The sequence below is a fragment of the Microbacterium testaceum genome, from assembly GCF_001476655.1.
In the GTDB taxonomy this organism is placed as follows: domain Bacteria; phylum Actinomycetota; class Actinomycetes; order Actinomycetales; family Microbacteriaceae; genus Microbacterium; species Microbacterium testaceum_C.
This window is the reverse complement of the sequence record NZ_LDRT01000045.1, coordinates 18,094-42,956: the sequence shown is the minus strand read 5'-3', so window position 1 is coordinate 42,956 and position 24,863 is coordinate 18,094. Positions and strand designations below refer to the sequence as shown.

At 70.9% G+C, this 24,863-nt stretch carries 21 protein-coding genes; 15 read left to right on the top strand and 6 right to left on the bottom strand.

Features of this window, described 5'->3' with window-relative positions; translation table 11 throughout:
* Positions 1-41: 41 nt before the first annotated feature.
* The gene (locus NS220_RS07710) at positions 42-1,502 is read right to left on the bottom strand and encodes an NAD(P)H-quinone dehydrogenase (protein ID WP_058623494.1); all 1,461 of its coding nucleotides are present in this window, start codon (positions 1,500-1,502) and stop codon (positions 42-44) included.
* Between the two features lie 78 nt (positions 1,503-1,580).
* Here NS220_RS07710 and NS220_RS07705 point away from each other — a divergent pair, with 78 nt between their 5' ends.
* Complete coding sequence (locus NS220_RS07705) at positions 1,581-2,414, top strand: purine-nucleoside phosphorylase (protein WP_058623493.1); 834 nt, start codon at positions 1,581-1,583, stop codon at positions 2,412-2,414.
* Entirely contained in the window at positions 2,411-4,084 is a 1,674-nt protein-coding gene (locus tag NS220_RS07700; RefSeq protein WP_058623492.1) for a phospho-sugar mutase, read from the top strand. Before NS220_RS07705 ends, NS220_RS07700 begins: the two co-directional genes overlap by 4 nt.
* A gap of 78 nt (positions 4,085-4,162) precedes the next feature.
* On the opposite strand, the gene NS220_RS20395 is transcribed toward NS220_RS07700, so the two are convergent.
* Positions 4,163-6,466, bottom strand: coding sequence for a LuxR family transcriptional regulator (locus NS220_RS20395; protein ID WP_058623491.1), 2,304 nt, complete (start codon positions 6,464-6,466; stop codon positions 4,163-4,165).
* Between the two features lie 386 nt (positions 6,467-6,852).
* On the opposite strand from NS220_RS20395, the gene NS220_RS07690 reads away from it, so the two are divergent.
* The 5 genes from NS220_RS07690 to wecB are packed head-to-tail and all read left to right on the top strand — an operon-like array spanning position 6,853 to position 11,581.
* Positions 6,853-8,154: a PVV-CTERM domain-containing choice-of-anchor G protein gene (locus NS220_RS07690; RefSeq protein ID WP_058623490.1), complete on the top strand. Its 1,302-nt coding sequence runs from the start codon at positions 6,853-6,855 to the stop codon at positions 8,152-8,154.
* A 4-nt stretch (positions 8,155-8,158) separates the two neighbouring features.
* On the top strand, positions 8,159-8,353 hold the full coding sequence (locus NS220_RS07685; protein WP_058623489.1) for a hypothetical protein: 195 nt from the start codon (positions 8,159-8,161) through the stop codon (positions 8,351-8,353).
* A complete protein-coding gene (locus NS220_RS07680; RefSeq protein ID WP_058623488.1) occupies positions 8,350-9,711 on the top strand; it encodes a glycosyltransferase family 2 protein in 1,362 nt (453 codons plus the stop codon). Before NS220_RS07685 ends, NS220_RS07680 begins: the two co-directional genes overlap by 4 nt.
* Positions 9,708-10,439: an exosortase S gene (gene xrtS, locus NS220_RS07675; RefSeq protein ID WP_058623487.1), complete on the top strand. Its 732-nt coding sequence runs from the start codon at positions 9,708-9,710 to the stop codon at positions 10,437-10,439. The genes NS220_RS07680 and xrtS overlap by 4 nt, the downstream gene beginning before the upstream one ends.
* Positions 10,436-11,581, top strand: a complete 1,146-nt coding sequence (gene wecB, locus NS220_RS07670) for a non-hydrolyzing UDP-N-acetylglucosamine 2-epimerase (protein ID WP_058623486.1) — start codon at positions 10,436-10,438, stop codon at positions 11,579-11,581. The genes xrtS and wecB overlap by 4 nt, the downstream gene beginning before the upstream one ends.
* 81 nt (positions 11,582-11,662) lie before the next feature.
* Here wecB and NS220_RS07665 read toward each other — a convergent pair whose 3' ends face one another.
* Positions 11,663-13,636, bottom strand: coding sequence for a BglG family transcription antiterminator (locus NS220_RS07665; protein ID WP_242864562.1), 1,974 nt, complete (start codon positions 13,634-13,636; stop codon positions 11,663-11,665).
* A gap of 123 nt (positions 13,637-13,759) precedes the next feature.
* Between NS220_RS07665 and NS220_RS07660 the strand changes: the two genes are divergently transcribed.
* The 8 genes from NS220_RS07660 (at position 13,760) to NS220_RS07625 (ending at position 21,708) form a co-directional block, all read left to right on the top strand.
* Positions 13,760-14,092, top strand: a complete 333-nt coding sequence (locus tag NS220_RS07660) for a PTS sugar transporter subunit IIB (protein WP_058623485.1) — start codon at positions 13,760-13,762, stop codon at positions 14,090-14,092.
* Between the two features lie 3 nt (positions 14,093-14,095).
* On the top strand, positions 14,096-14,371 hold the full coding sequence (locus NS220_RS07655) for an HPr family phosphocarrier protein (protein WP_058623484.1): 276 nt from the start codon (positions 14,096-14,098) through the stop codon (positions 14,369-14,371).
* A gap of 28 nt (positions 14,372-14,399) precedes the next feature.
* Positions 14,400-16,097, top strand: coding sequence for a phosphoenolpyruvate--protein phosphotransferase (ptsP, locus tag NS220_RS07650; protein WP_081323033.1), 1,698 nt, complete (start codon positions 14,400-14,402; stop codon positions 16,095-16,097).
* Positions 16,098-16,200: 103 nt separating this feature from the next.
* Positions 16,201-17,871 carry a PTS mannitol transporter subunit IICB gene (locus tag NS220_RS07645; RefSeq protein ID WP_058623483.1) on the top strand — a complete coding sequence of 557 codons (1,671 nt, stop codon included), beginning with the start codon at positions 16,201-16,203 and terminating at the stop codon, positions 17,869-17,871.
* Between the two features lie 104 nt (positions 17,872-17,975).
* The gene (locus tag NS220_RS07640; protein ID WP_058623482.1) at positions 17,976-18,413 is read left to right on the top strand and encodes a PTS sugar transporter subunit IIA; all 438 of its coding nucleotides are present in this window, start codon (positions 17,976-17,978) and stop codon (positions 18,411-18,413) included.
* Entirely contained in the window at positions 18,410-19,561 is a 1,152-nt protein-coding gene (locus tag NS220_RS07635; RefSeq protein WP_058623481.1) for a mannitol-1-phosphate 5-dehydrogenase, read from the top strand. Before NS220_RS07640 ends, NS220_RS07635 begins: the two co-directional genes overlap by 4 nt.
* 271 nt (positions 19,562-19,832) lie before the next feature.
* On the top strand, positions 19,833-20,609 hold the full coding sequence (locus tag NS220_RS07630; RefSeq protein WP_058623480.1) for an alpha/beta hydrolase: 777 nt from the start codon (positions 19,833-19,835) through the stop codon (positions 20,607-20,609).
* Between the two features lie 250 nt (positions 20,610-20,859).
* Complete coding sequence (locus NS220_RS07625) at positions 20,860-21,708, top strand: type IV toxin-antitoxin system AbiEi family antitoxin domain-containing protein (protein ID WP_058623479.1); 849 nt, start codon at positions 20,860-20,862, stop codon at positions 21,706-21,708.
* A 310-nt stretch (positions 21,709-22,018) separates the two neighbouring features.
* Here NS220_RS07625 and NS220_RS07620 read toward each other — a convergent pair whose 3' ends face one another.
* Genes NS220_RS07620 through NS220_RS07610 form a run of 3 tightly spaced genes read right to left on the bottom strand, consistent with a single transcriptional unit; the run spans position 22,019 to position 24,836 of the window.
* Positions 22,019-23,149 carry an adenosine deaminase gene (locus NS220_RS07620; RefSeq protein WP_242864561.1) on the bottom strand — a complete coding sequence of 377 codons (1,131 nt, stop codon included), beginning with the start codon at positions 23,147-23,149 and terminating at the stop codon, positions 22,019-22,021.
* On the bottom strand, positions 23,149-24,438 hold the full coding sequence (locus NS220_RS07615; protein WP_058623478.1) for a thymidine phosphorylase: 1,290 nt from the start codon (positions 24,436-24,438) through the stop codon (positions 23,149-23,151). Before NS220_RS07615 ends, NS220_RS07620 begins: the two co-directional genes overlap by 1 nt.
* Positions 24,435-24,836, bottom strand: a complete 402-nt coding sequence (locus NS220_RS07610; protein ID WP_013583709.1) for a cytidine deaminase — start codon at positions 24,834-24,836, stop codon at positions 24,435-24,437. Before NS220_RS07610 ends, NS220_RS07615 begins: the two co-directional genes overlap by 4 nt.
* Between the last annotated feature and the right edge of the window lie 27 nt (positions 24,837-24,863).

Genomic DNA, 24,863 nt, shown 5'->3' with positions numbered 1-24,863 from the left:
GGCGGAGGGCGGATGCCGGGGAGACCGGCATCCGGGCGCGCTCAGTCCTCGCCGGGATCGTCGCGGTCGACGATGTGCATCGCGCGCGCGGCGTCGGTGATGCTCGAGGTCAGCGAGGGGTACACCGCGAAGACGCGGGCCACCTGGTCGACGGTCAGACGCCGCTCCACCGCGATCGCGAGCGGGTAGATCAGCTCCGACGCCTTCGGGCCGACGATGACGCCCCCCATGACGGTGCCGCTGCCCTTGCGGGCGATCAACTTCACGAAGCCGTCGGTGATGCCCTGCATCTTCGCGCGCGGGTTGGCCGAGAGCGGCAGCTTCTTCACGACTCCCGCGATCTTGCCGTCGACGACGTCCTGCTCGCTGAAGCCCACCGTCGCGATCTCGGGCGCGGTGAAGATGTTGGCCGTGATCCGTCGGGTCTCGAGCGGGATCACGATGTCGCCCAGGGCGTGGAAGATCGCCTGTCGACCCTGCATGGATGCCACGGAGGCCAGGGGGAAGAAGTTCGTGCAGTCGCCCGCGGCGTAGATGTTCGGCACCGACGTGCGCGCGACGCGGTTGACGCGGATGTGCCCGGAGGAGGTCATCTGCACCCCCGCCTCCGCGAGGCCGATCCCCGCGGTGTTCGGGATCGAGCCGACCGCCATGAGGCAGTGGCTGCCGGTGATGGTCCGGCCGTCGGCGAGGGTCACGACGACCTCGTCGCCGGTGTTCACGACGGAGTCGGCGCGCGCCTTCGACAGCAGCGTCATGCCACCGCGCTGGAAGACGCGTTCGAGGACGGCCGCGGCATCCTGGTCCTCTCCGGGCAGCACCTGATCGCGGCTCGAGACGAGCGTGACCTTGGCTCCGAGGTTCATGTACGCCGACGCGAACTCCGCACCTGTCACACCCGAGCCCACCACGATGAGGTGCGCGGGCACCGACTTCATGTTGTAGAGCTGCGTCCACGTGAGGATGCGCTGGCCGTCGGGCTTGGCCGAGGGGAGCTCACGCGGGGAGGCGCCGACCGACACGACCAGGGTCTCGGCCTCGATGCGGTCGAAATCGGTGCCGCCCGCCTCGGTCGACACGACCACGGCCCCGGGGCCGTCGAGCCGCCCGTGCCCCGAGATGATCCGGACGCCCGCCTCGAGCAGGGACGCGCGCATGTCGTCCGACTGCTGCCGGGCCAGGGAGAGAAGACGCTGGTTCACCGCGGCGAGGTTGATCGCGACCTCGGGGGTGAGGGGCTTGCCGTGATCGTCGCGGGCGAACAGCTGCACGCCGAGCTCGCTGGCATTGCGGATCGCCACCGCGGCGTCGGCGGTGGCGATCAGGGTCTTGGAGGGGACGACGTCGGTGATGACGGCGGAGCCGCCCACTCCCGCGCGCTCCACGAGGGTGACGTCGGCGCCGAGCTGAGCGGCCGACAGCGCCGCCTCGTAGCCACCGGGTCCCCCACCGACGATCGCGACGGACTGCTTGCGCTCGAAGCTCTGCACCATGGCATCCATTCTTCCCTAGGGCGCTTCCTTCGAACGACGCGCGGTCGGCGTCTGGCCCCGGGGCTCGCCGCTTTCTAGAGTGGGGGAATGTCCAACAGCATTTCTCACCCGCTCGATGACCCGGCGGTCGACCCGTTCGAGGTCGCGCGGGCCGCGGCGAACGACATCGCCCGTCTCTCCGGTGTCGAGCACCACGACATCGCCGTCACCCTCGGGTCCGGCTGGGGCCGCGCCGCCGAGCTCATCGGCGAGGAGACGGCGTCGTTCCCCGCGACCGAGGTCGTCGGCTTCTCGAAGCCCGCACTGGAGGGCCACGTCGGAACGCTCCGCAGCGTCCGCACGCCCGGCGGCAAGAACGTCCTCGTCATCGGTGCCCGCACCCACTACTACGAGGGCCACGGCGTGCGCCGCGTCGTGCACAGCGTGCGCACGGCCGCCGCGACCGGTGCCACCACGATGATCCTCACGAACGGGGCCGGCGGCATCCGCGAGACGTGGAAGCCCGGCCAGCCCGTCCTCATCAGCGACCACATCAACCTCACGGCCGACTCCCCGCTGGAGGGTGCGACCTTCATCGACCTGACCGACCTGTACTCGAAGCGCCTTCGCGACATCGCGCGCGAGATCGATCCGACGCTCGACGAGGGCGTGTACACGCAGTTCCGAGGGCCCCACTACGAGACCCCCGCCGAAGTGCAGATGGCGAAGGCCATCGGCGGGCACATCGTCGGCATGTCGACGTCGCTCGAGGCGATCGCCGCGCGCCAGGCCGGCATGGAGATCCTGGGCTTCTCGCTCATCACGAACCTGGCCGCCGGCATCCAGAAGACGCCTCTCAGCCACGAAGAGGTCCTCGAGGCCGGTCGCGAGGCGGAGCCGGTGATCTCGGCCCTGCTCGCCCGCGTGGTCCACGCCCTGTGAGCGAGTACCTCGCCGCGGCGCGCGCCTGGCTGGCGCAGGACCCGGACCCCGTCACCCGCGAGGAGCTCTCGGGCCTGATCGCCCGGGTCGAACAGGGGGATGCCGCGGCCGCCGACGACCTCGCCGATCGCTTCTCGACGCGCCTGGCCTTCGGGACCGCGGGCCTGCGCGGCACGCTGGGCGCCGGGTCGAACCGCATGAACCGGGTGCTCGTGGCGCAGGCCGCGGCGGGCTTCGCGGCGTACCTGCGCGAACGTTCCTCCGGCGGCACGCCGACGGTGGTCGTCGGGTACGACGGCCGCCGCAACTCCGACGTGTTCGCGCGCGACTCGGTCGAGATCTTCGCCGGGGCGGGCCTGCACGCGATCCTCCTGCCGCGTCTGCTGCCCACCCCCGTCCTCGCCTTCGCCGTGCGCCATCTCGGTGCGGACGCCGGCGTGATGGTCACGGCGAGCCACAACCCGCCCGACGACAACGGCTACAAGGTCTACCTCGGTGGGGCCGACGACGGCGCGCAGATCGTCTCGCCCGCCGACGCCGAGATCGCCGCGCACATCCAGCGCATCGCGGATGACGGCGACGTCACGATCCTGCCGCGCTCGGTGGGGTACGCCAACGCCCCCGAATCCGTGGTGGAGGCGTACGTCGCCGCGACCGCCGCCGTCGCCCCGGCGCCGGCCGGAGCCGCGGGGCTGCGCTGGGTGTACACCGCGATGCACGGCGTGGGATGGGAGACCGTCTCGCGCGTGCTCGAGAGCGCCGGCTACCCGCAGCCGGTGGTCGTCGAGGCCCAGATCCACCCGGACGGACGTTTCCCGACGGTCGCCTTCCCCAACCCCGAAGAGCCTGGGGCGATGGATCTCGCGTTCGAGACCGCGCGCGCGGCCGATGCCGAGCTGATCATCGCGAACGATCCGGATGCCGACCGTCTGGCCGTCGCGATCCCGGATACCGAGACCGAGGGCGGATGGCACCGGCTGAGCGGCAACGAGATCGGTCTGCTGCTGGGGTGGCGTGCCGCACGCGCCGCGGCCGCGGCCGGAACGGGCGGGACACTGGCGTGCTCGCTCGTCTCGTCTCCCGGACTCCAGGCGGTGGCCGAGCACTACGGTCTCGACTTCCGCGCGACGCTCACCGGGTTCAAGTGGATCTCGCGCGCTCCGGGCATCGTCTTCGGCTTCGAAGAGGCGCTGGGCTACCTCGTGAACCCCGACGTCGTCCGCGACAAGGACGGGATCTCCGCCGCGGTCGCGCTGCTGGGGATGGCGACCGAGGCGCGGGCGCAGGGCCGGACCGTCGCGGACCTGCTCCGCGAGTTCCGCGAGACGTTCGGCGCTTTTGCGAGCGACCAGATCTCGGTGCGGGTCACCGACCTGAGCGAGATCGGCGGGATCATGGCATCCCTCCGCGCCCAGCCGCCCGTCACGGTCGGAGAGATCGCGGTGACGCGCGTCGACGATCTGCTGCACGGTGTGGACGGACTACCGCCCGGCGACGTGCTGCGGCTCTGGCTCGAGGACGGCTCGCGCCTGATCGTGCGTCCGAGCGGCACCGAGCCGAAGCTCAAGCTGTACCTCGACGTGCAGGCGGGCTCGGCGAAGAAGGCCCACCGGCGTCTGGCCGCGCTGCGTGCCGGTGCGGAGGAACTGCTCGTCGCCGCGCGAAGCTGACGCCTGCGTCGCCCCGCGGCCCGAGGACGGTCGCGGGGCGACGCACCCGGTGGGGCGCGGCACGCCGGTGCCGCCGGCTCAGCGGCTTCCGGCCGGCAGGGAGCCGGCCGTGGAGGAGAATCGCTCGTAGCGCCCCATCCCGAGCCGTGTCCGCGCATGGTGCAGGTGGGACTCGACGGTTCGGACCGAGAGGGTCAGGCGCGCGGCGATCTCGGAGTTCGAGAATCCTGCCGCCGCCAGCTGGACGACCTCTCTCTCCCGTGCCGTCAACACGTCCAACCGGGCCACGTCTCTCCGGGTCATCGCGCGCAGTTCGTCGATGAAGGCCCGCAAGGGGGCGATGTCGAGGTCCGCGGAGATGTCCTCGGCTCGCTCGAGGACCTCCTCGGCCGTGGCTCCCCCCTGCAATTGCAAGCGCAACAGCGCCGGCACGAGGAGCGGCACCGTCCGCTGAGCCTGCGACAAGGCCCGTTCCGCCCTCGAGGCCGCCGCGAGAGGCCGACGACTGGCCGCATCGAGAAGCGCGCACACGGTGTCGCGCACGGCGCCGAATCCCCCGCGGCCCCAGCCCTCGGAGACGGCGTCGATGCGCTCGATGGCGGCCGCGGCGTGCACGAGGTCGCCGTCGAGGACGAGCGCGGCGGCCCGGACGATCTCGATCCAGATGCGCGTCGACTCCGGGGGACTCACGTCGATGAGTCCCAGGCTCAGGTGGACGTCCGCCGTCCGACCACGGATGAGCTGGATCGACGCGTCCGTGAGAGCGAACATCGCCACGTCGTCTTGGCGATCCTCCCACCGCGCCACGAGGAGTCGGCGCCGTGTCGCTCTCTGAACCAGGTCCAGGTCTTCGCCGAGCATCATCAAGGCGAAGGCGTGCAGTCGGAACACCGTGACGTTCGACTCCACGTCCATCCCGTGCGTCTGCTGCCGCCGGCGCAGGAGCTCGTGCACTTTGTCGCTGTTGCCGCGCGAGGCCTCGACAGCCGCCTGACAGGCTTCCGCCAGGCTGATCGTCTCCTCGTCCGCGCCCTCGGCACGCGCGGCCAGGTCGCCCGGGAGGTCGGGGGCCGACCCGCTGGACAAGGACAGGGCGTTCACCGAGCACTCGACCCGGAGCCGCCACACCTCATCGTCCGGGGCCCAGCCGACCAGCTCCCTCAGCCGCTCCAGGGCGGCGTCGGCACCGGCAGAGGTCGCGAACAGGACACCCACGTGCAGATGCAGAGCCCCATCGCGCTCTTCCTTGGTCGTGGGAGCGGGGTACTGATCCAGGAGACGCTCCGCCTCGGCGTACTCCCCGAGCGCCACGCGGGCGACGATGAGCGCGGAGAGAGCGGTGGCGTCGACGCCTCGCGCGAGCACTCGTTCCGCGACGGGGAGCGCCTCTCGGGGAGAGCTCGACCGCGCGAGGGCGAGCGCCGCGCGCGGAAGGATCCGCGCCAGGGCCGTTTCGAGCGACGGGTCGTGTCCCGTCTCCGCCCATCGCGCGCAGAACTTCTGCTCCCCCGGCGTCAACCAGGATGCCTGGCGGGCGAGAAGGAGAAGTTCTCGCGCCAGCTCTCGCCGCTCGTCGCCGAGATCGCCGAGATCGCTCGAATCCCCCACCATCCGTGAGATCACACCGCTGACGGCGGCGGTGCTCGCATCCGCGCCCGCCGACAGCAGGCCGCCGTCGTGCAAGCGTGCGAGGACATCCGCCGGAACGATCGACCCCAGGTGCCCATGCGGCACCGGCCCGAGTTCGGCCAAAGCCGCGAGAACCCGTCGATCGCGAGCGTCCAAAGGCGCGAGCATCTTCGTCGCCGATGCCACGACCGCCCCCGGGAGAGCATCGCTCTGGGGGTCGATGGGAAGGAGCGCGTGCAGACGCCCGCGAGCCGCCGCCGCCTCGACGATCTCGCGAACGAGGGCCGGGCTGCCGCCGCTGAGATGGTGCAGTGCCATCTGCCAGGCGTCGTCCGCGCGCTCGGCTCCGTACCGGGCGGTGCGCAAGGTGTCGCTGAGCTCCGCCGTCTCGCGCAATGACAGCGGCGGCAACGGGATGGCCACAGCCGCCGATTGGTCGAACATCGGACGAAGCGCCTCCCACCGTTCCCCGCCGGACGACGCCACGACATGACGCGGCGACATGGCGGCCAGCAGGACGGGCGGTGTCGAGCGGAAGGCGTCCAGGAGCGGCTCCAGCACCGGGTACGGGAGCAGATCCAGGTCGTCGACGACCAGAACGGTGTCGTCATCGATCGCGTCCATCAGCGCGGCGATGTCGTCGGCCCCCGAGACCGGATGCCGATCGGCTTTGCGGGGTCCGCATCGGGTCACGCCGTCGGGCCGACGTTCGAGGAACACCGCGGGTCGAGCCAGCTCTTCCACGATCGACATCAGGAGGTGGGAGCGCCCGCTCCGGCTGGGGCCCGTCACGAACACGCTTCGTTTCCGGTTGAAGGCGGCTACCGCCAGTGCTCGTTCCGCCGAGCGACCTACGAATCTCCGACCAGCACCCATGGGCTGCAACCCCCTTGTCTCAGGGGTACGCGAGGCGGCACCCCCCTCTGTTCCTACACCGAATCCCGCGTCTTTCCCCCGTCACTGAGACGCCTCAGTGTTTGCGTTCAGATACCGCACCCGACGCGGAGACGCTCAGCGCGAACGTTACGTATGCGACACCGATGTGCGAATCGCGGCGACCTCATAGCGTCACCACGACCCGCACAACCCGACCCGAAAGCGGGCTCCGTGGTGTGCGGACAAACCAGGAAGAAGACACCATGACCACCAGATCATCTACGTCGTCCGGCCGGGTATGGCGGACGACGCGCACCGCGGGCGCCGTCGCCGTCGCCGCCGCGCTGCTCATCCCCGCGACCAGCGCGCAGGCTGCCGCCGTCGTCTCGCAGGGCACCGGCCGACTCGTCGAGACGTCGCTTCTCGGCACCAATGTGCTCGACAACGCCGTCGCGCTGCGAGGAGCTCAGGCCGTCAATCAGGATGCCAGCGGCGACGTCACCGTCGACCAGCCGTTGGACGCCTCGGCGATCGCCGGTCTCATCGGCCTGTCCGCCGGGTCGACGAACCTCTTCGGCGACAACGGCATCATCCAGCTCGGCGCCGTCGGCCAGTACGCCCAGGCCCGCGACGACGGCAGTTCGTCGGCGTTCTCGGGTGCCGTCTCCGCCGCCCCCGGCCTCATCGGCGTGGGCAGCGTCACCCCATCGAGCGTCGGCTCGCCGTCCGCGAACCAGTCGGCGACCTTCCGCGTGGGATCGTCGTCGGCACCCGTCGGCGTGCAGGTCGACCTCGGCGTGCTGGCCGCCTCGGCCCAGCAAGCCGCCGACGGCACGCAGACCGGTCAGTACGTGCTGTCGGACGCCGGCTTCGTCGTCGACGGCACGGTCGTCTCCGGTGTGCTCGCCGTCGTGAACCCGGCGCTGAACACGCTGATCTCGCTCGCGAACACCAGCGGCGCGGGGCTGACGAACCCCTTCTCGTCGGGCAAGATCCAGCTGACGCTCGACGACCTCACCTCGGCCGCCGGTGTCGCCAGCGTCAACGATCTGCCCGCGGGCACCGACCTGCTCTCGTACGTCCCGCAGGCGGTGGCGAACAAGATCATCAGCCAGGTCAACGGTGTGCTGGACGCGGCGAGCGCTCTCGCCGCCAACCTGCGGTCGAACATCTTCACCGCTGCGGCGGGCATCGCCCTGCAGGCGGCCGTCGACACCGCGAAGGCGACGATCGTCCCCGTACTCAACGGCATCAGCAACACCATCGTCACCCCGCTCAGCAATGCGCTGACGCAGCTCGCGCAGATGCAGGTCAACGTGCAGTCGACGGGTTCCGACGGTTCGTTCACGCAGACCGCGCTGCGTCTGGGGCTCGGTCCGTCCGGGTCGCTCGCGAGCGTGAATCTGGCGAACGCGACGGTCGGCCCGAACGCGGGACAGCTCGCCGTTCCGGTCGCCGGTCCCGAGTCGCTGGCCCTCGCCGGCGGGTTCGTCGGTGTCGGGGCGATCGTCCTGGCGGGCCTCGCGCTGCGTCGACGCACGCGCGTGGCGTCCATCCAGGGCTGACGCGATGTACCGCAACGGCGCGATGGGCGGAGGGGCCGCGATCCTCGCGGTCACCGGCTCGACGGCCCCGACGGCGACACTCGCCGTCGTCGGGGCCGGCGCGGCCCTGCTCGGTGCTCTGTTCGCTTGGCGCTCCGTGTGGCTGCGCGGTCGCGGCGACGAGGCCACGGCATCCGGAAAGGCGCGGCAGAACCCGTGAACCCGCTCGACATCCTCTTCTCGCTCTCGTTCGTGTTCCTGGTGATGTTCCTGACCTACACGACGCTCATCGTCGTCCCGTTCGCGCGGCGGAGGCGTGCGCGCGGTGGTGACCCCCGGGCGTTCGAGTGGCACGCCTTCGTCCCCTGCCGGGATGAGGCGACGGTGATCGCGCACACCGTGAAGAGGATGCGCGAGCGATTCCCCGACGTTCACGTGTGGATCATCGACGACGCGAGCACGGACGGCACCGGCGCCATCGTCTCGACCATCGCCGCCCGCGACTCGTTCGTGCACGCGGTGATCCGCCGTCTCCCCGATGCCCGCACGGGCAAAGGGGCGGCGCTCAACGCCGCCTACGCGCAGCTCACGCAGTGGAGGGCTTCCCGAAGCGAAGGTCGGGAGGACGATCGCACCATCGTCATCGTCCTCGACGCAGACGGATCCCTCGCCCCGAACGCCCTGCGTCAGGCGTCGGGTGCCACCGCCTTCGGTTCGACGGACGTCGGTGCCGTCCAGGTCGCCGTGCGGATGAGCAACAGAGACGACCCCGCCCCTCTCCCGGGGCGGGGTCGTCTCGCCCAAGCGTGGGCGCGCTACCTCGTGAGGATGCAGGACATCGAGTTCCGCACGACGATCGCGGCGATGCAGGTCCTCCGGATGCGCACCGTCTCGGTGGGGCTCGGGGGGAACGGCCAGTTCACTCGACTGAGTGCCCTGCGTGCCGCGTCCTCCGCGCAAGGAGAGCCCTGGGGCGATGCCCTGCTCGAGGACTACGAGGTGGGGCTTCGAATCATGCTGGCCGGGTACCGCACCGTGTACGCCCACGACACGTGGGTCTCGCAGGAAGCCCTCCCGTCAGCTCGTCGACTGCTCACTCAGCGCACGCGATGGTGCCAGGGCGGCCTTCAATGCGCCCGCTACCTCCCGCGGATCTACTCGTCACGCAACTTCACCAACGCCGGTGCGCTCGAGGCGGCGTACTTCCTCGCGATCCCGTACATCCAGCTCGCCGGCTCCGTGCTGTGGCCGAGCGTCGCGGTGGCGATGCTCGTCTCGGGAGCGCTCTCCCCCGGCGGAATCCTGGGCTGGATCTCTTCGGCCTCGTGGATCGTGCCGCTGTGGGTGCTCACCGGCATCCTGCCGTTCTCGCTCTGGCCGCTCGTGTACGCGCTCCGCGAGGAACGCCACTCCCTCTGGCGCGCAGCGGTGTGGGGTCTGGGTTACTGGCTCTACATGTATCAGAGCTACGTCTGCGTGATCCGTGCTTTCGGGCGCATGCTGACGGGGCGGCGGGGGTGGACGAAGACACGTCGCAATGCCGAGGCCGGACGCCTTCTCCTGGCGGTCGAATCGTGAGCGTCGCCGCCGCCTCCCGCACGCGCACCGGTCGCGCGCGGCGCACGATCCTCGCCGCGCTGCTCCTCACCATCGCCGCGCTGTTGATCAGCGCGGAAGCCGAGACGCGCGCGGGGGAAGCGATGCTCGCGCGCGCCGTCATCGCCCCCTTCACCCCCGGTCGCGCTGTCGCGTCGGGCTCGATCGTGTACTTCGGCATCGGCACGCCCGAGGTCACCGGACTGTCGATCACGACCCTGTGCTCGACGACCGTCCTGGTCGTCCCGCTGGTCCTCCTGGCCGTCGCCGTGCTCGGCGTGACGCGCGCGCGCTCCTCCCGCGTCGGTCTGGGTCTCGCCCTCGGCGTGATCGTCGCGGTGACCAGCAACATGATCCGCTTCGGCTCTGCCGCGTGGGCGTACAGCGAGTACGGACGTGAGGGATTCGACCTCGTGCACCGCTACCTCGGCTCACTCTTCGTCATCGCCGGTTTCATCGCGGCGATCCTGCTCTCTCTGCGCATCGCCCTGCGCGAGTCCTCTCGTCGACCGATTCCGGATGCCGCCCCCCGGCGGCGCGGGCGAACGCGCACCGTCGAGGCCCCTCGCCGCACCCGGAGGGATGACTCCCCCGTGGCGTCGAGAGAGAGCGATACCGCCTCCCCCGCAGAACCTCCCGGTCCCGCGGCTCCCCTCCGCCGCGACCGCCACCGCACCGGGACCCGACCGGGCAGAAAGGACCGCCGATGAACCGTCCCTGGATCGAGGTCGTCTACGGCACCCGCCCGGAAGCGGTGAAGTGCGCGCCGTTGGTCGCGGAACTCCGGCGCCGGGACTCCGCCCGCACGACCGTGACCGTCACCGGACAGCACCGCCAGATGGCCGATGAGGTCAACGCCTCGTTCGGCATCACGCCCGACGCCGACCTCGATGTGTTTCGACGGGGCTCCTCGCTCGCCGAGACCTCGTCCGCGATCTTCGCCGCCCTCGCCCACCGCTGGGCGGAGTCGGCCCCGGATGCCGTCGTCGTCCAGGGAGACACCGCCAGTGCCGCGCTCGCGGCTGTCGCGGCCTACTACGCCGGGGCTCGCGTGATCCATCTCGAGGCGGGGTTGCGATCGGGCGACCTGCGTTCGCCTTTCCCCGAGGAAGGAAATCGTCGACTGATCGCGCCGCTGACCTCGCTCCATCTCGCACCGACCGACAGCGCGGCCGCCAACCTCCGCGCCGAGGGTGTCTCCTCCGACGACATCGTGGTCACCGGCAACACCGGTATCGACGCGCTCCACTGGCAGAGGAGCCACCCGCAGCTCTTCGACGATCCCGCGATGGAGGAGATCGTGAACGGCTGGCACCGGCTCGTGCTCGTCACGGTCCACCGACGCGAGTCATGGGGAGGGCCCCTCGCACGAGTCGTGTCCGCGGTGGCGGAGACGGTGGCCGCTCGATCCGATGTGGTGGCGGTGCTGCCCGTTCATCCGAACCCTCGCGTGCGTCGCGAGGTGATCTCGGCCGTCGGCGACACCGACCGCGTGATCCTGTGCGAGCCTCTGCCCTACGCGCAGTTCGGTCGTCTGCTGGCTCGCGCCCACTGCGTCGTCACGGACTCGGGCGGGGTGCAGGAGGAGGCGCCCGCACTCGGCGTGCCGGCCTTGGTCGTGCGCGATACGACCGAACGCGGCGAGGGCGTCGAGGCCGGGGCCGCGCGGCTCATCGGCACGCGCCGCGAAGTGGTCGCGGCCGAACTGGCGACCCTGCTCGACGACCCGGCCGCCCACGCGCTCATGTCGCGCGCGCGAGAGCTGTACGGCGACGGACGGGCCGCTCCCCGAGCGGCCGATGCGATCGAGAGGCTGCTCGCCGTGTCGCGCACGGATGTGCTGGCGGGCTGACGAGAGCCTCTTGCACCGCGCGATCCCGAGGGGTGTCCGCGAACCACCGGGACGCAGGTCGCGCCCGCCGGCCGCACCCTGTCAGCCGTCGATGACCGCGACCAGCTCGTCAAGGAACGCCGCGAAGTCCGTGCCGCGACGGACGATCCGCTGCACGCTGTCGCGCTCGCTGAACACCTCGACGAACTGCTCGAACACCGTCTGGAACGCCTCCCGGTCCGTCTCGCTGAACGCCACGAGCGCCACGACCTGCACGCGGCCCTCGCCCCAGACGATCGAGGGATCGGCGATGCCGATCGCGATCCGGGTCTGCGTCGCCGTCATCCCCATCGCGTGGGGCACCGCGAGGGCATCGGTGAAAGCGGTGGAGGAGATGGCCTCGCGCTCCACGGCGCGGGTGACGTAATCGTCGTCGATGACGCCCTGCCGCGTCAGCAGAGCACCCAGGTCCCGGATGACGCCCGCCTCCCCCTCGACCCCGTCGAGGCCGCGCACGAACGCGTCCGGTGAGAAGTAGCGCTCCAGCTCTGCGCGCAGCCGCGCCAGACGCCTCCCCCGCCGCACGCGCCCCGCCGCGGCCTGCACGCGTTCGACGTCGGCGTCGGTGAGGAACGGCTGGATGCGGACGAACCGATCGCCGGTGCGCGGCGGGTCGATCGTCGTCAGCACCAGATCGGTGTCGATGCCCTCCCACACCGGGTCGATGCGCGTCTCGACACCGACCACCTCGATCGCCTGTCCGAGCGAGCGGTCGACGCTCGAGCGCAAGAGCTCGTGCAGCTCGTAGTAGCCCGGGCAGACGATGGTCGCGGTGAGGAGCTGGTCGGCGCGGCGGCTGCGCTCGAGACGTCCGCCGACGTGCATCGCGACGTAGGCGATCTCGTCGTCGAGGATCGGGATGCCGAGCGAATCCTGCAGGCCTGTCGCGATGTACACCGCGACCTCGAAGATCATCGGGTAGGTCGACTTCAGCGAGCGGGTCAGAGGATTGCGCGACCAGGCCTGCTCGCGCGAGCGATGCAGGAGGTTCTGCACGTGCAGCGCGAGCCGCAGGATGAAGTCCTCGTGGGCGATGTCGACGAGGAACTGGGATGCCGCCGCCTCGACGACCGCGCGCACGGCCGCCTCGACCTCGGGCGACAGACGGGCCCGCACGTCGTCGGCCGCGGGAGCACCCGGCGCGACGATCCGCGTGAGCACCAGCGTCGCCAGATGGCGGAGGTCTCCCTGTCCGAGCTGGACGCCGATGTGCTTCAGGGTCAGGCGGTCCAGCAGCTCGGCGACCGCGGCCGTGGCATCCGACACGTCGGCACCGGTCGACCCGAGCGCGCGATCACGGGTGGTGCGATCGGCCGCGATCGCGATGTGCATCACCACGTCGCCGATGCCGATCTCGTTCACGAAATAGCCGAGGCCGCCGAGTTCGGCGACCAGCTCGGCCTTGAACGGGCCGAACGCGCGAGCCCCGACCGACCTCTCGCCGAGCGTACGCCGCAGCGCGTCGAGGTCGAAGTGTCCGGCATCCATCTCGTCGTGCGCGAGCTTGGACAGCAGGCGACGCTGAGCGACCTCGGTTCCGCGGAGGCGGGCGAGGGATGCCGATCGCTCGAGCGTCAGCTCCGTTCCGCCGAGGAGTCCACGCACGCGGGAGAGATCCGCTTCGAGCGTCGCCGCGCTGACGTGGAGCGCGTCGGCGGTCTCGAAGACGTCGATGCCGTCGGCGGAATCCAGCAGCCGTCGCACCAGCGTGTGGAGGCGATCGCGCGGGGTCCCGGCATCCGTTCCCCCGCCCGCCCGGAGCGCCGCGGCGGCTTCGCTTCCGGCGCGGTAGCCGAGGGGTCCGGACTCGACCGCGGCCCCCTCTGCCACGCGCGCGTTGATCGCCGTCACGTAGGAGCGGATGCTCCGCGGGGTCACCCCGAGTGCGTCCGCCAGGGACGCGGCCGTCGACCACTCCCCGTCACGCAGCAACAGGGCCAGCAGGCGGTCTTGGCGAGCTTTCGTCGTCACGATCCGTCCTCCGCGCCGCGCCCGGTGTGGCAGCGCTCCCTCCATCCAACCACGCGCCTCGGGGGGCGGCGCGGGCGACCGGCATCCGTGTTCCGGGGGGTGGGAAACGAACCTGGTTGTCCGCTGGGAGCCGCTTCCGGACAATCGAGAGGTAAGGAGGCGGGTTCGATGAGGATCCTGGTGGTCTGTGGTGCGGGTGCGTCCAGCACGTTCGTCGCGCAGCGCGTACGCCGCGCGGCCCATGAGCGCGGTCTCGACTACGCCGCCTCCGCGGGAACCATGCGCTCCCTTCCGATCGACCTCGATGCGTGCGACATCGTCCTCGTCGGTCCCCACCTCGAGGGCGACCTCGACGGGATCGAACGGGATGCCGCGACGCGCGGCGTCCACGTGGTGCTGCTCCCCTCCGACGTCTTCACCGATCTCGACGGCAGCCGCACGCTCGCTCTCGTCCAGGGCGTCCTCGGCGCCCGACCGCTTCTGACCCCCGAGAAGGAGTGACGCATGCCCCGCCTCACCCGGACGGTCCGCATCGGATCGTCGCACGGCCTCCACGCCCGCCCCGCCAAACTCTTCGCCCAGGCGGCGAAGGAGTCCGGCATCCCCGTGACCATCGCCAAAGACGCGGGGGCTCCGGTGAACGCCGCGAGCATCCTCGGCATCATCGCGCTGGGCCTCGAGTACGGCGACTACGTCACCCTCACCGCCGACGGTGACGCCGCCGAGGCCACCATCGACCGCCTCAGCGAACTGCTGACCACCGACCACGACGCCGCGTAATCGCGCCCAGTAAAGGAAGAACAGCACCATGACGGAACTCCGTGGAGTCGGAATCGGACTGGGCGTCGCCCAGGGACCCATCGCGCGCATGGCCGAGCCCCTGCCCGCCCCGAAGGATGCCCAGAGCGAGCTCTCGATCGACGAGGAGACGGCGCGCGTGCGCGAGGCCGTCGGCGCCGTCGCGCGCGAGCTCGAGGCCCGCGGCGCGCAGGCGGGCGGCGCCGCCCGCGACGTGCTCGAGGCGCAGGCGATGATCGCCGAGGACCCGACCCTCGAGGCAGAGGTCGACAGCCGCCTCGCCGCCGGCAAGACCGGCGAGTTCGCCGTGCACGACGCCTTCGCCTCGTTCCGCGAGCAGCTCGTCGCCCTCGGCGGATACCTCGGCGAGCGCGCCGCCGACCTCGACGACGTCGCCCAGCGGGTGATCGCGCGCCTCCGGGGCGTCGCGGCCCCCGGCATCCCGGATCCCGGTCACCCCTTCGTGCTCGTGGCGAAGGACCTCGCCCCGGCCGACACCGCTCTGCTCGACCTCGACAAGGTGCTCGCGCTGGTGACCACCGAGGGCGGCCCGACCTCGCACACGGCGATCCTCGCCCGCGAGAAGTCGATCGTCGCGGTCGTGGGCGCCGCGGGGGCGAAGGACCTCGTCGACGGACAGTCCGTCATCGTGGATGCCGCCGCCGGTGTCGTCACGGTCGACCCGAGCGCCGACGACCTCGAGCGCGCGAAGAACCGCGCCGACGCCCGTGCCGCCGCGGCATCCGCCCCCATCACCGACGGCGCCCTCGCCGACGGCACGAAGGTGCCGCTGCTCGCGAACCTCGGTAAGCCCAGCGGCGCCGCCGAGGCCGTCGAGCTGGGCGCCGAGGGCGTGGGCCTGTTCCGCACCGAGTTCCTCTTCCTCAGCTCCAGCTCCGCGCCCACGGTCGAAGAGCAGCGCGCGGCGTACATCGAGCTGCTGAGCGCCTTCCCGGGCAAGAAGGTCGTCGTGCGCGTGCTCGACGCCGGCGCCGACAAGCCCCTCCCCTTCCTCAACGACGCGCACGAGGAGAACCCCGCGCTGGGTCTGCGGGGCCTTCGCGCCCTCCGCGCCAGCGAGGACATCCTGCGCGAGCAGCTCACCGCCCTCGCCGAGGCGGATGCCGCGACCCGCGCCTCCGAGGCCGGCCCCGCCGACCTGTGGGTCATGGCGCCCATGGTGTCGACCGTCGAGGAGACCCGGTACTTCACGGCGCTGGCCAAGGACTACGGCCTGAAGACCACCGGCGTGATGGTCGAGGTGCCCTCTTCGGCGCTGCTCGCCGACCGCATCCTCCAGATCGCGGACTTCGCCTCGATCGGCACGAACGACCTGACGCAGTACACGCTCGCCGCCGACCGGCTGCTCGGTTCGGTCGCGTCGTTCCAGGACCCGTGGCATCCGGCCGTCCTCCGCCTCATCCGCGAGGTCGGGGCGGCGGGCCGCGTGAACGGCAAGCCCGTCGGCATCTGCGGCGAGGCCGCGGCCGACCCGCTGCTGGCCGTCGTGCTCGTCGGTCTCGGCGCCACCACGCTGTCGATGGCCCCCACGGCCCTCGCCGACGTGCGCGCGACGCTGCTCACCCACACGCTCGACGACGCCCTGCGCATCGCCGAGGCCGCCCTGGCCGCCGACGACGCGGCCTCCGCCCGCGAGGCGGCCCAGGCCGCTTCGTTGACCCGTGAGGCCGTCCCCGCGGCCTCGTGAACCACCCGGGGGCGGTGACAGCCGCCCCCACCTGCACCACGGCGCGAGCCGTCATCCCCCAACAGCGCGGCCCCGCCGTGCACCACACCAAGGAGACACAGCAATGACGACGACGTCACCCGCAAAGAAGCCGGGAGGGGCTCGGATCGCGGTTCAGCGATTCGGCACGTTCCTCTCCGGCATGATCATGCCGAACATCGCGGCCTTCATCGCCTGGGGCTTCATCACGATGCTCTTCATCCCGGCCGGGTTCTTCGGCGCCAAGAGCCCCTTCGGGCCCGCCTGGCACTGGGCTCCGGTTGCCGAGATCCTCGGCGGCGGCGGCGACGCCGCGACCATCGGCTGGCCGGGAGCGGCGACCGCGCTGACCGCGAACGCGGACGGCAGCACCTACCAGGGCTACGTCGGCCTGGTCAGCGTGATGATCACGTACCTGCTTCCGCTGCTCATCGCCAACACCGGCGGACGCATCGTCTACGGCGCGCGCGGTGGCGTGGTCGCGACCATCGCCGTCATGGGCGTGATCGTGGGCACCAACATCCCGATGTTCCTCGGCGCGATGATCATGGGCCCGCTCGCGGCCTGGATCACCAAGCAGATGGACAAGCTGTGGGACGGCAAGATCCGCCCCGGCTTCGAGATGCTCGTGAACAACTTCTCCGCCGGCATCCTCGGCATGGTCCTCGCGATCGTCGGCTTCTTCGCCTTCGGTCCCGTCTTCCTCGGCATCAGCGCGGTCCTCGGCAGCATCGTCGGGTTCCTCGTGCAGTTCAACCTGCTGCCGGTGCTGTCGATCATCGTCGAGCCGGCCAAGGTGCTGTTCCTCAACAACGCCATCAACCACGGCGTCTTCACCCCGCTCGGCATCGAGCAGGCGGCCGAGTCCGGCAAGTCGATCCTGTTCCTCATCGAAGCGAACCCCGGTCCCGGCCTGGGTCTGCTCCTCGCCTTCACCTTCTTCGGCATCGGTGCGGCGAAGGCGTCGGCCCCGGGCGCGATCATCATCCAGTTCTTCGGCGGCATCCACGAGATCTACTTCCCGTACGCGCTCGCCAAGCCCATGACGATCCTGGCGCTCATCGCCGGTGGTGCCTCGGGCGTGGCCGTCAACATGATCTTCGGCGGTGGCCTCGCATTCCCGGCCGCCCCCGGAAGCATCATCGCCGTGACGGCTGCGGCCGCCGGTGGCGGAGTGGGCAACGTTCTCGTGGTCTACCTCTCGGTGGTCGTCGCGGCTGTCGTGACGTTCCTCATCGCGGGCATCATCCTCCGCGCCTCGCGCAAGCGCGACCAGGAGGCCGAGGGCGACAGCTTCGCCGCCGCGATCGACCAGACCGCCGCGAACAAGGGCAAGGAGTCGTCCGCACTGGGCGCCCTGCGCACCCGCGCCGCCGGTACCACCGGTTCGGGCACCACCGAGGCGGCCGACCGCGATGTCGACGGCGTCCTGGGCGGCCTCGGCGGAGCCGTCACGACGAAGCAGCTGAACAACATCGTGTTCGCCTGCGACGCCGGCATGGGCTCCTCGGCGATGGGCGCGAGCGTCCTGCGCAACAAGATCAAGAAGGCGGGAATCGAGGGCGTCACGGTCACCAACCAGGCGATCGCGAACCTCGACGGCTCGGCCGACCTGGTGATCACGCAGAACCAGCTCACCGACCGCGCCAAGGCGCAGTCGCCCGACTCGCTGCACGTGTCGGTCGACAACTTCATGAACTCGCCGCGATACGACGAGGTCGTGGAGATGGTCCGCTCGCAGCACGAGTCCAAGTAACCCCCTAGCACGCCAGGGGTCGGAGCGTCAGCCCGACCCCTGGCGTCTTCCCGTCCGGCCCGCGTTTTGCGAGGCTGGACAGCACGACGAGAAAGGCGAGAACCATGTCGAACGTCCTCCGCATCGAATCCGTCCGCATCCACCCCGGGAGCGCCACCCGTGAGGAGGCGATGAAAGAGGCGGCCGACCTGCTGCAGGCCACCGGCTCCGTGACCGCCGACTACTTCGCCGCCATGCAGGCGCGCGAAGAGACCGTGTCGACGTACATGGGCAACGAGCTCGCGATCCCCCACGGCACCAACGAGACCAAGCAGGCGATCCTCGAGTCCGGCCTGTCGGTCGTCCGCTACGACGGCGGCGTGGACTGGGGCGGGGAGCCCGTCACCTTCGTGATCGGCATCGCCGGCAAGGGCGACGAGCACCTCGAGATCCTGTCGCAGATCGCGATCCTCTTCTCCGAGGAGGACGACGTCGCGCGCCTGAAGGCCGCCTCCTCGCCCGAGGAGCTCTACGAGGCCCTCGCGGGTTCCGTCAACGCATGAAGGCCGTCCACTTCGGCGCGGGCAACATCGGCCGCGGCTTCGTCGGACTGCTGCTGCACGAGGGCGGCTACGACCTCGTCTTCTCCGACGTCTCCGCCGCCCTCGTGGCCGCGATCAACGACGCGTCGTCGTACACCGTCCACGAGGTGGGCGAGGGCGGCGTCGACACGCAGGTGACGAACTTCCGCGCGATCGACAGCTCGGTGGATGCCGACGCCCTCGTCGACGAGATCGCCACGGCCGACGTGGTGACCACCGCCGTCGGACCCACGATCCTGAAGTTCGTCGCCCCGCACATCGTCGCGGGACTCGCGCTTCGCGACCCCTCCCTGCCCGCGCTGCAGATCATGGCCTGCGAGAACGCCATCGGTGCGACCGACCAGCTGCGCGAGCACGTGGTCGAGCTCGCCGGCGAATCGTGGGACGCCCTGGCATCCCGTGCCGTCTTCGCCAACACCGCGGTCGACCGCATCGTCCCCGCCCAGGCGCAGCGCGGCGTCGACGTCACCGTCGAGCCGTTCTACGAGTGGGCCATCGAGCGGGCGCCGTTCGGCGACACCCCGCCGCACATCCCCGGCGCGCACTTCGTCGACGACCTCGAGCCGTACATCGAGCGCAAGCTCTTCACGGTCAACACCGGACACGCCACGACCGCGTACTTCGGCGCGCAGGCGGGCATCGAGCGGATCTCGGACGCTCTCGCCGATCCCGCCATCGCCGCCAAGGTCGAGGCGACGCTGGAGGAGACCAGCGCCCTCCTCGTCGAGAAGCACGAGCTCGACGCCGACGTGCAGGGCGAGTACCGCGCGACGATCCTGCGCCGCTTCCGCAACCCCGCTCTGCCCGACACCGTCTGGCGCGTGGGCCGGCAGCCGCTGCGCAAGCTGTCGCGGCACGAACGCTTCGTCGGGCCCGCGGCCGAGGCGATCGAGCGGGACCTTCCCGTCGACGCACTGGTGGCCGCGATGGCCGCGGCGCTTTCGTTCCAGGATGCCGAGGACGCCCAGGCGGTCGACCTGCAGCGCCTGCTGCGCGAGCTCGACGCCGAGGCGTTCACCGCCGAGGTGACCGGCCTCGACGCCGAGCACCCGCTGTACGCGCGTGTCGTCGAGATCGTCGCCGCGCGCCAGGCGGAACTCACCGCCTGACCACACGACACCGCCGACGTGGTCGCTCCTCGCGACGCGTCGGCGGTGTCGTGTCTCTGCGGCGGCCCGTCTTTCCGGCGCGCCGCGCGATACCCGCGCGAGGTCGCTCGCCCTCGGCGCATCCGCGCAGAGCGGCGGCGTCGCGGCCGTCCCGAGCGACCCACCCGGGCGGCCATGACACCTCGGCGCGTCCGCGCGGAACGGCGGCCATCGCGGCCGCCCCGAGCTCAGCGCGGTGCGCCGTCCCCGGGCCGGGGATACGCTCGATGACGTGACCGACAGCACCCCCTCCGCCGCCCCCGCTCCCGCCCCACGTCGCCGGCGCCGGTGGCTGCGCTGGACCCTCGCCGGACTCGGCACCCTCGTGGTGCTGCTCGTCGGCGGCATCCTGATCTACAGCCAGGTCGGTGTGATGGGGGCCGAACCGGCCCCCCTCGCCGAAGCAGAGGCGAACCCCGGGCTGACGATCACCGATGACGGAGCCGGCATCGTCCTCTCCCCCACAGCCGGCGCGACGGGCCAGGGCCTCGTGTTCATCCCGGGAGCCAAAGTGCAGGCCGAGGGGTACATCGCGACCTTCACCGACACGGTCGTCGCCGACGGCGTCACGGTGGTCATCACGAAACCGTGGCTGAATCTCGCGTTCTTCGACCCGCGTCCGCTCTCGACCTTCACCGACCTCGCCCCCGGTGTCTCCGCGTGGGCCGTCGGCGGGCACTCCCTGGGTGGTGTCCGCGCGTGTCAGCTCGCGACCGACGCCGACGCCCTCGTGCTGTTCGCCTCGTACTGCGCGAACGACCTCTCGGCATCCGGCATCCCCGTGCTCAGCCTGTCCGGTTCGGAAGACGGCCTGAGCACTCCGCAGAAGATCGCGGATGCCAAGGCCGAACTGCCCGCGAACGCCACCTTCGTCGAGATCCCCGGCGCTTCCCACGCATCCTTCGGCGCCTACGGCCCCCAGCCCGGCGACGGCACCCCCACGGCCGACCCGGCCGAGGTGGATCGGGTGATCGCCCAGGAGCTGGCCGGGTTCCTGCCGCGGCCGTAGCCCCCACCCGGCCGCGGCAGACCCTCGGGCCGCGGCAGACCCCCGGGCCGCGGCATCCGCCCGCGCGGGCGAAACTCCTGAGAAATCCACCCGTCCCCCGTGGATGCCGCCGCTGAAGGCCGGTTCGGGCACGAGATTCAGGAGTTTGGCTCGCCCCGGGTAGTGGCCGACCGCTCCTCCCCAGCACCAGTTGTCCACAGTTTCGCCCCCGCCTCGCGGCGACGCCGAGCGGAACCGTCAGGGTGGGGCGATGGCATCCGTCGATCTCGGGCACCACCAGAACCACGAGATGGTGTGGGCGACACGTGACCTTCATGCGGCGGGATGGTCGCGTCGCTCTCTCGTCCGCGCCGTCGCCGACGGCACCCTCACGCGCGTGCGGCAGGGCCGATTCGTCGCGGCCGACACACATGATGACGTCGTCGCAGCAGCGCGTGTGGGTGGGCGTCTGGATTGCATCAGCCTCCTGGCGTTGCGGGGAGTGTTCGTCCATCACCACGCCGACCGGCACGTGCAACAGGACCGGCTGGCCAGCCGCCGGCCCCCGGCACCCGGCGGCGTCGTCTATCACTGGCGTCCGTCGTCGGCGACGCGAAACCGGCTCACGGTCGACGTGGTGGAGGCTCTCGCGCAGGCGATTCGATGCCAGCCGCCACGATCGGCCGTTGCGACGCTGGACAGCGCCTGGCACCTGGGACTGGTCGACGAAGCCGACATCGGCGAGGTGTTCTCCCGCGTCCCGCAGCGGTTCCAGGTGTTGCGTCGCCTGGTGGATCCGCGCGCGGAGGCGGGCACCGAGTCGCTGGCGCGGTTGCTCCTGCGTCAGCTCGGGTGTCGGATCGAGCTGCAGGTCCGCATCGACGGCGTGGGTCGCGTCGACCTCCTCGTCGACGGATGGCTCATCGTCGAGTGCGACAGCGAGCAGTTCCACGGGACATGGGATGCGCACAAGAACGACCGGCGTCGCGACATGGCAGCACTGGAACGCGGATACACGACGCTCCGCCTGCTCGCCGAAGACATCCTCTACCACCCCGACCGCGTACGCACCGCGCTCGAGCGCATCCTGGCGCACGGCCAGCGCGGGCGAAACTCCTGAAAAACCGCGCGGCCACTCCCCCGCGAGGGCCTTTCGCTCCCGCCCGGACCGGTCCTTCAGGAGTTTCGCCCGCTTCCGGCAGCCCCGATCCGTTCGAGACCCCCGCGCCGCGCCGCGCCGCCCCGCACCCGGTTCGGGCGAAACTCCTGAAAAACCACGCGCGTGCGGCCAGAACCGGCGGCTGTTCGGCGTTTGGGGCGCGAAGCTCAGGAGATTCGCCCGCTGCGGAGCAGAGCCGGAGGAGAAGCGACGTCGCGCGGAACGCGAAGGGGCGCGGACCGGAAACGGTCCGCGCCCCTGACGGCGCCACTCAGCGCTGGAAGCCCTCCGAGATGATCTCGATGAGCTCCTCGCGCTCCTCGACCGGGAGGAAAGCCCCGGCCGCGGCGTTGAGCTGGAAGGCCTCGAGGTCGTCGAGATCGTAGTCGAACGCCTGGGCCAGCAGCCCCAGCTCGCGGGTCAGCGTCGTCGCGCTCATGAGGCGGTTGTCGACGTTCACGGTGACCGAGAAGTCGAGCTGGTACAGCAGGTCGAACGGGTGCGCGTCCATCGTGTCGCCCCAGGCCGTGACGGCCCCCGACTGCAGGTTCGACGTCGGCGACAGCTCGAGCGTGATCTCGCGGTCGCGCACCCAGCGGGCGAGGTCGCCGAACGTGACCTGCACCTCCTCGCCCTCGCGCGAGACGACGTCGAGGTCGTTGGCGATGCGCACGCCGTGACCGAGGCGCAGAGCGCGTCCGTCGATGAGAGCGGAGCGGATGGATGCCAGGCCGGCCCCTTCTCCCGCGTGCACCGTGGCGGGGAAGAACTGCTCGGCCAGGTAGTCGAACGCCGCGCGGTGGCGGCTCGGGAGGAACCCGTCCTCCGCCCCGGCGAGGTCGAAACCGACGACGCCCCGTCCGCGCCAGGCGACGGCGAGCTCGGCGATGTCGCGGGAGTTGTCGGTGTGACGCATGGCGGTGAGCAGCTGACCGACGCGGATGTCGTGACCGCGGGCGTCCGCGGCATCCTCACCCTCCTCGATGCCCTCCTGGACGGCGTCCACGACCTCGTCGAGGCTCAGGCCGCGCGTGAGGTGCTGTTCCGGCGCCCAGCGGACCTCGCCGTAGACGACGCCGTCGGCGGCCAGGTCTTCGACGAACTCCCGGGCCACCCGCACGAGACCCTCGCGCGTCTGCATCACGCCGACGGTCGCGTCGAACTTCTCGAGGTAGTCCTCGAGCGAACCCCCGTCGATGTGATCGGAGAACCACGCCTCCAGGCTTTTCGCGTCGTCGGCGGGCAGGTCGAGACCGACCTCGTCGGCCAGTTCGAGCACCGTCTGGGGACGCAGGCCCCCATCGAGGTGATCGTGCAGCGACACCTTGGGCAGGTCGGCGATTCTCGTGCGACCGATACGGAAGTCCTCGGATGCCACGGTGTCCTTCTTTCCGGATGCCATCAGGCAGTGATCCGCTCACGCACGATGGGCGACGCGGCAGGAGCGGTGTCGCCGATCTCCAGCGCCCCCTCGACGGCACCGAGGGCACGCTCGAAGCGCGACTCATCATCGGCCGACAGGGTGAACAGCGGCTGACCCGCGGTGACCGCCTGGCCGACGGTCACGTGCAGGTCGATGCCCGCGGCGTGCACCACGGCGTCCTCGGCGCGCGCGCGTCCGGCGCCCAGGCGCCACGCGCCGATGCCGAAGGGCAGCGCCTCGACGCGCGTGACCACACCGGAGCGCTCGGCGACGACCGTGTGGGTCTCGCGGGGCGTCGGGAGTGCGGCATCCGGATCGCCGTCCTGCGCGCGGATCATGCGCTTCCACACGTCCATCGCCCGGCCGTCCTTCAGCGCCGCCTCGACGTCGGCATCCGGCTGACCGGCGAGCGTGAGCATCTCGCGCGCCAGAGCGACCGTCAGCTCCACGACGTCGGTGGGTCCGCCGCCGGCGAGGACCTCGACCGACTCACGCACCTCGTTGGCGTTGCCGATGGCGAGACCCAGCGGGGTGTTCATGTCGGTGAGCAGGGCCGTGGTGTTCACGCCCGAGTCGGTGCCGAGCGCGACCATCGTCTCGGCGAGCTCGCGCGCGCGGTCGATGTCCTGCATGAAGGCACCCGAGCCGAACTTCACGTCGAGCACGAGCGAATCGGTGCCCTCCGCGATCTTCTTCGACATGATGCTCGAGGCGATCAGCGGAATGGCCTCGACCGTGCCGGTGACGTCGCGCAGCGCGTACAGCTTCTTGTCGGCGGGTGCGAGACCCGTGCCCGCGGCGCAGATGACCGCGCCCACGTCGCGCAACTGCGCCATGATCTCGTCGTTCGAGAGCGCCGCGCGCCAGCCGGGGATCGACTCGAGCTTGTCGAGCGTTCCGCCGGTGTGGCCGAGACCGCGGCCCGAGAGCTGCGGCACGGCGACCCCGAAGGCGGCGACCAGTGGCGCCAGCGGCAGGGTGATCTTGTCGCCCACGCCTCCGGTCGAGTGCTTGTCGACCGTGACCTTCCCGAGCGATCCGAAGTCCATGCGCTCACCCGAGGCGATCATCGCGTCGGTCAGCACCCGGATCTGATCGCGGCCGAGGCCGTTCAGCAGCACCGCCATCGTGAACGCCGACATCTGCGCGTCCATCACGTAGCCGCGCGTGTACGCGTCGACCAACCAACGGATCTCGCCCTCGGTGATGGGCCGCCCGTCGCGCTGGGCGCGGATGATGTCGACCGCGTCGTACTGCTCGGCGCTCATCGTGCCGCCTCCTCGAGGTCGCGCGGGCCGAAGGCGTCGGGCAGTACCTCGTCGATGGTCCGGATGCCGCTGACGGTCTCGAGCAGCATCCCGGGGATCGCGTGCTCGAAGAGCAACTGGCGGCACCGTCCGCACGGCATGAGCGTGCGGCCCTCGCCGTCGACGCACACGAACGCGACCAGCTGACCCCCACCCGACATGTGCAGGTCGGACACCAGCCCGCACTCGGCGCACAGCGTCACCCCGTAGGAGGCGTTCTCGACGTTGCATCCGGAGACGATGCGGCCGTCGGCGACGAGGGCCGCGGCCCCCACCTTGAAGCGGGAGTAGGGCGCGTACGCGCGGTGCATGGCATCCGTCGCAGCGGAACGAAGTTCGTCCCAATCGATGTCGGTCATCGTGGAGTGGGGGGTCCTCTCGTGAAG

Coding starts and splice junctions, on each gene's coding strand:
- NS220_RS07710 (WP_058623494.1), bottom strand. CDS start 1,502: ATGGATGCCATGGTGCAGAGCTTCGAGCGCAAGCAGTCCGTCGCGATC.
- NS220_RS07705 (WP_058623493.1), top strand. CDS start 1,581: ATGTCCAACAGCATTTCTCACCCGCTCGATGACCCGGCGGTCGACCCG.
- NS220_RS20395 (WP_058623491.1), bottom strand. CDS start 6,466: ATGTCGATCGTGGAAGAGCTGGCTCGACCCGCGGTGTTCCTCGAACGT.
- NS220_RS07690 (WP_058623490.1), top strand. CDS start 6,853: ATGACCACCAGATCATCTACGTCGTCCGGCCGGGTATGGCGGACGACG.
- NS220_RS07685 (WP_058623489.1), top strand. CDS start 8,159: ATGTACCGCAACGGCGCGATGGGCGGAGGGGCCGCGATCCTCGCGGTC.
- wecB (WP_058623486.1), top strand. CDS start 10,436: ATGAACCGTCCCTGGATCGAGGTCGTCTACGGCACCCGCCCGGAAGCG.
- NS220_RS07665 (WP_242864562.1), bottom strand. CDS start 13,636: ATGGAGGGAGCGCTGCCACACCGGGCGCGGCGCGGAGGACGGATCGTG.
- NS220_RS07660 (WP_058623485.1), top strand. CDS start 13,760: ATGAGGATCCTGGTGGTCTGTGGTGCGGGTGCGTCCAGCACGTTCGTC.
- NS220_RS07655 (WP_058623484.1), top strand. CDS start 14,096: ATGCCCCGCCTCACCCGGACGGTCCGCATCGGATCGTCGCACGGCCTC.
- ptsP (WP_081323033.1), top strand. CDS start 14,400: ATGACGGAACTCCGTGGAGTCGGAATCGGACTGGGCGTCGCCCAGGGA.
- NS220_RS07645 (WP_058623483.1), top strand. CDS start 16,201: ATGACGACGACGTCACCCGCAAAGAAGCCGGGAGGGGCTCGGATCGCG.
- NS220_RS07640 (WP_058623482.1), top strand. CDS start 17,976: ATGTCGAACGTCCTCCGCATCGAATCCGTCCGCATCCACCCCGGGAGC.
- NS220_RS07635 (WP_058623481.1), top strand. CDS start 18,410: ATGAAGGCCGTCCACTTCGGCGCGGGCAACATCGGCCGCGGCTTCGTC.
- NS220_RS07625 (WP_058623479.1), top strand. CDS start 20,860: ATGGCATCCGTCGATCTCGGGCACCACCAGAACCACGAGATGGTGTGG.
- NS220_RS07620 (WP_242864561.1), bottom strand. CDS start 23,149: ATGGCATCCGGAAAGAAGGACACCGTGGCATCCGAGGACTTCCGTATC.
- NS220_RS07615 (WP_058623478.1), bottom strand. CDS start 24,438: ATGAGCGCCGAGCAGTACGACGCGGTCGACATCATCCGCGCCCAGCGC.
- NS220_RS07610 (WP_013583709.1), bottom strand. CDS start 24,836: ATGACCGACATCGATTGGGACGAACTTCGTTCCGCTGCGACGGATGCC.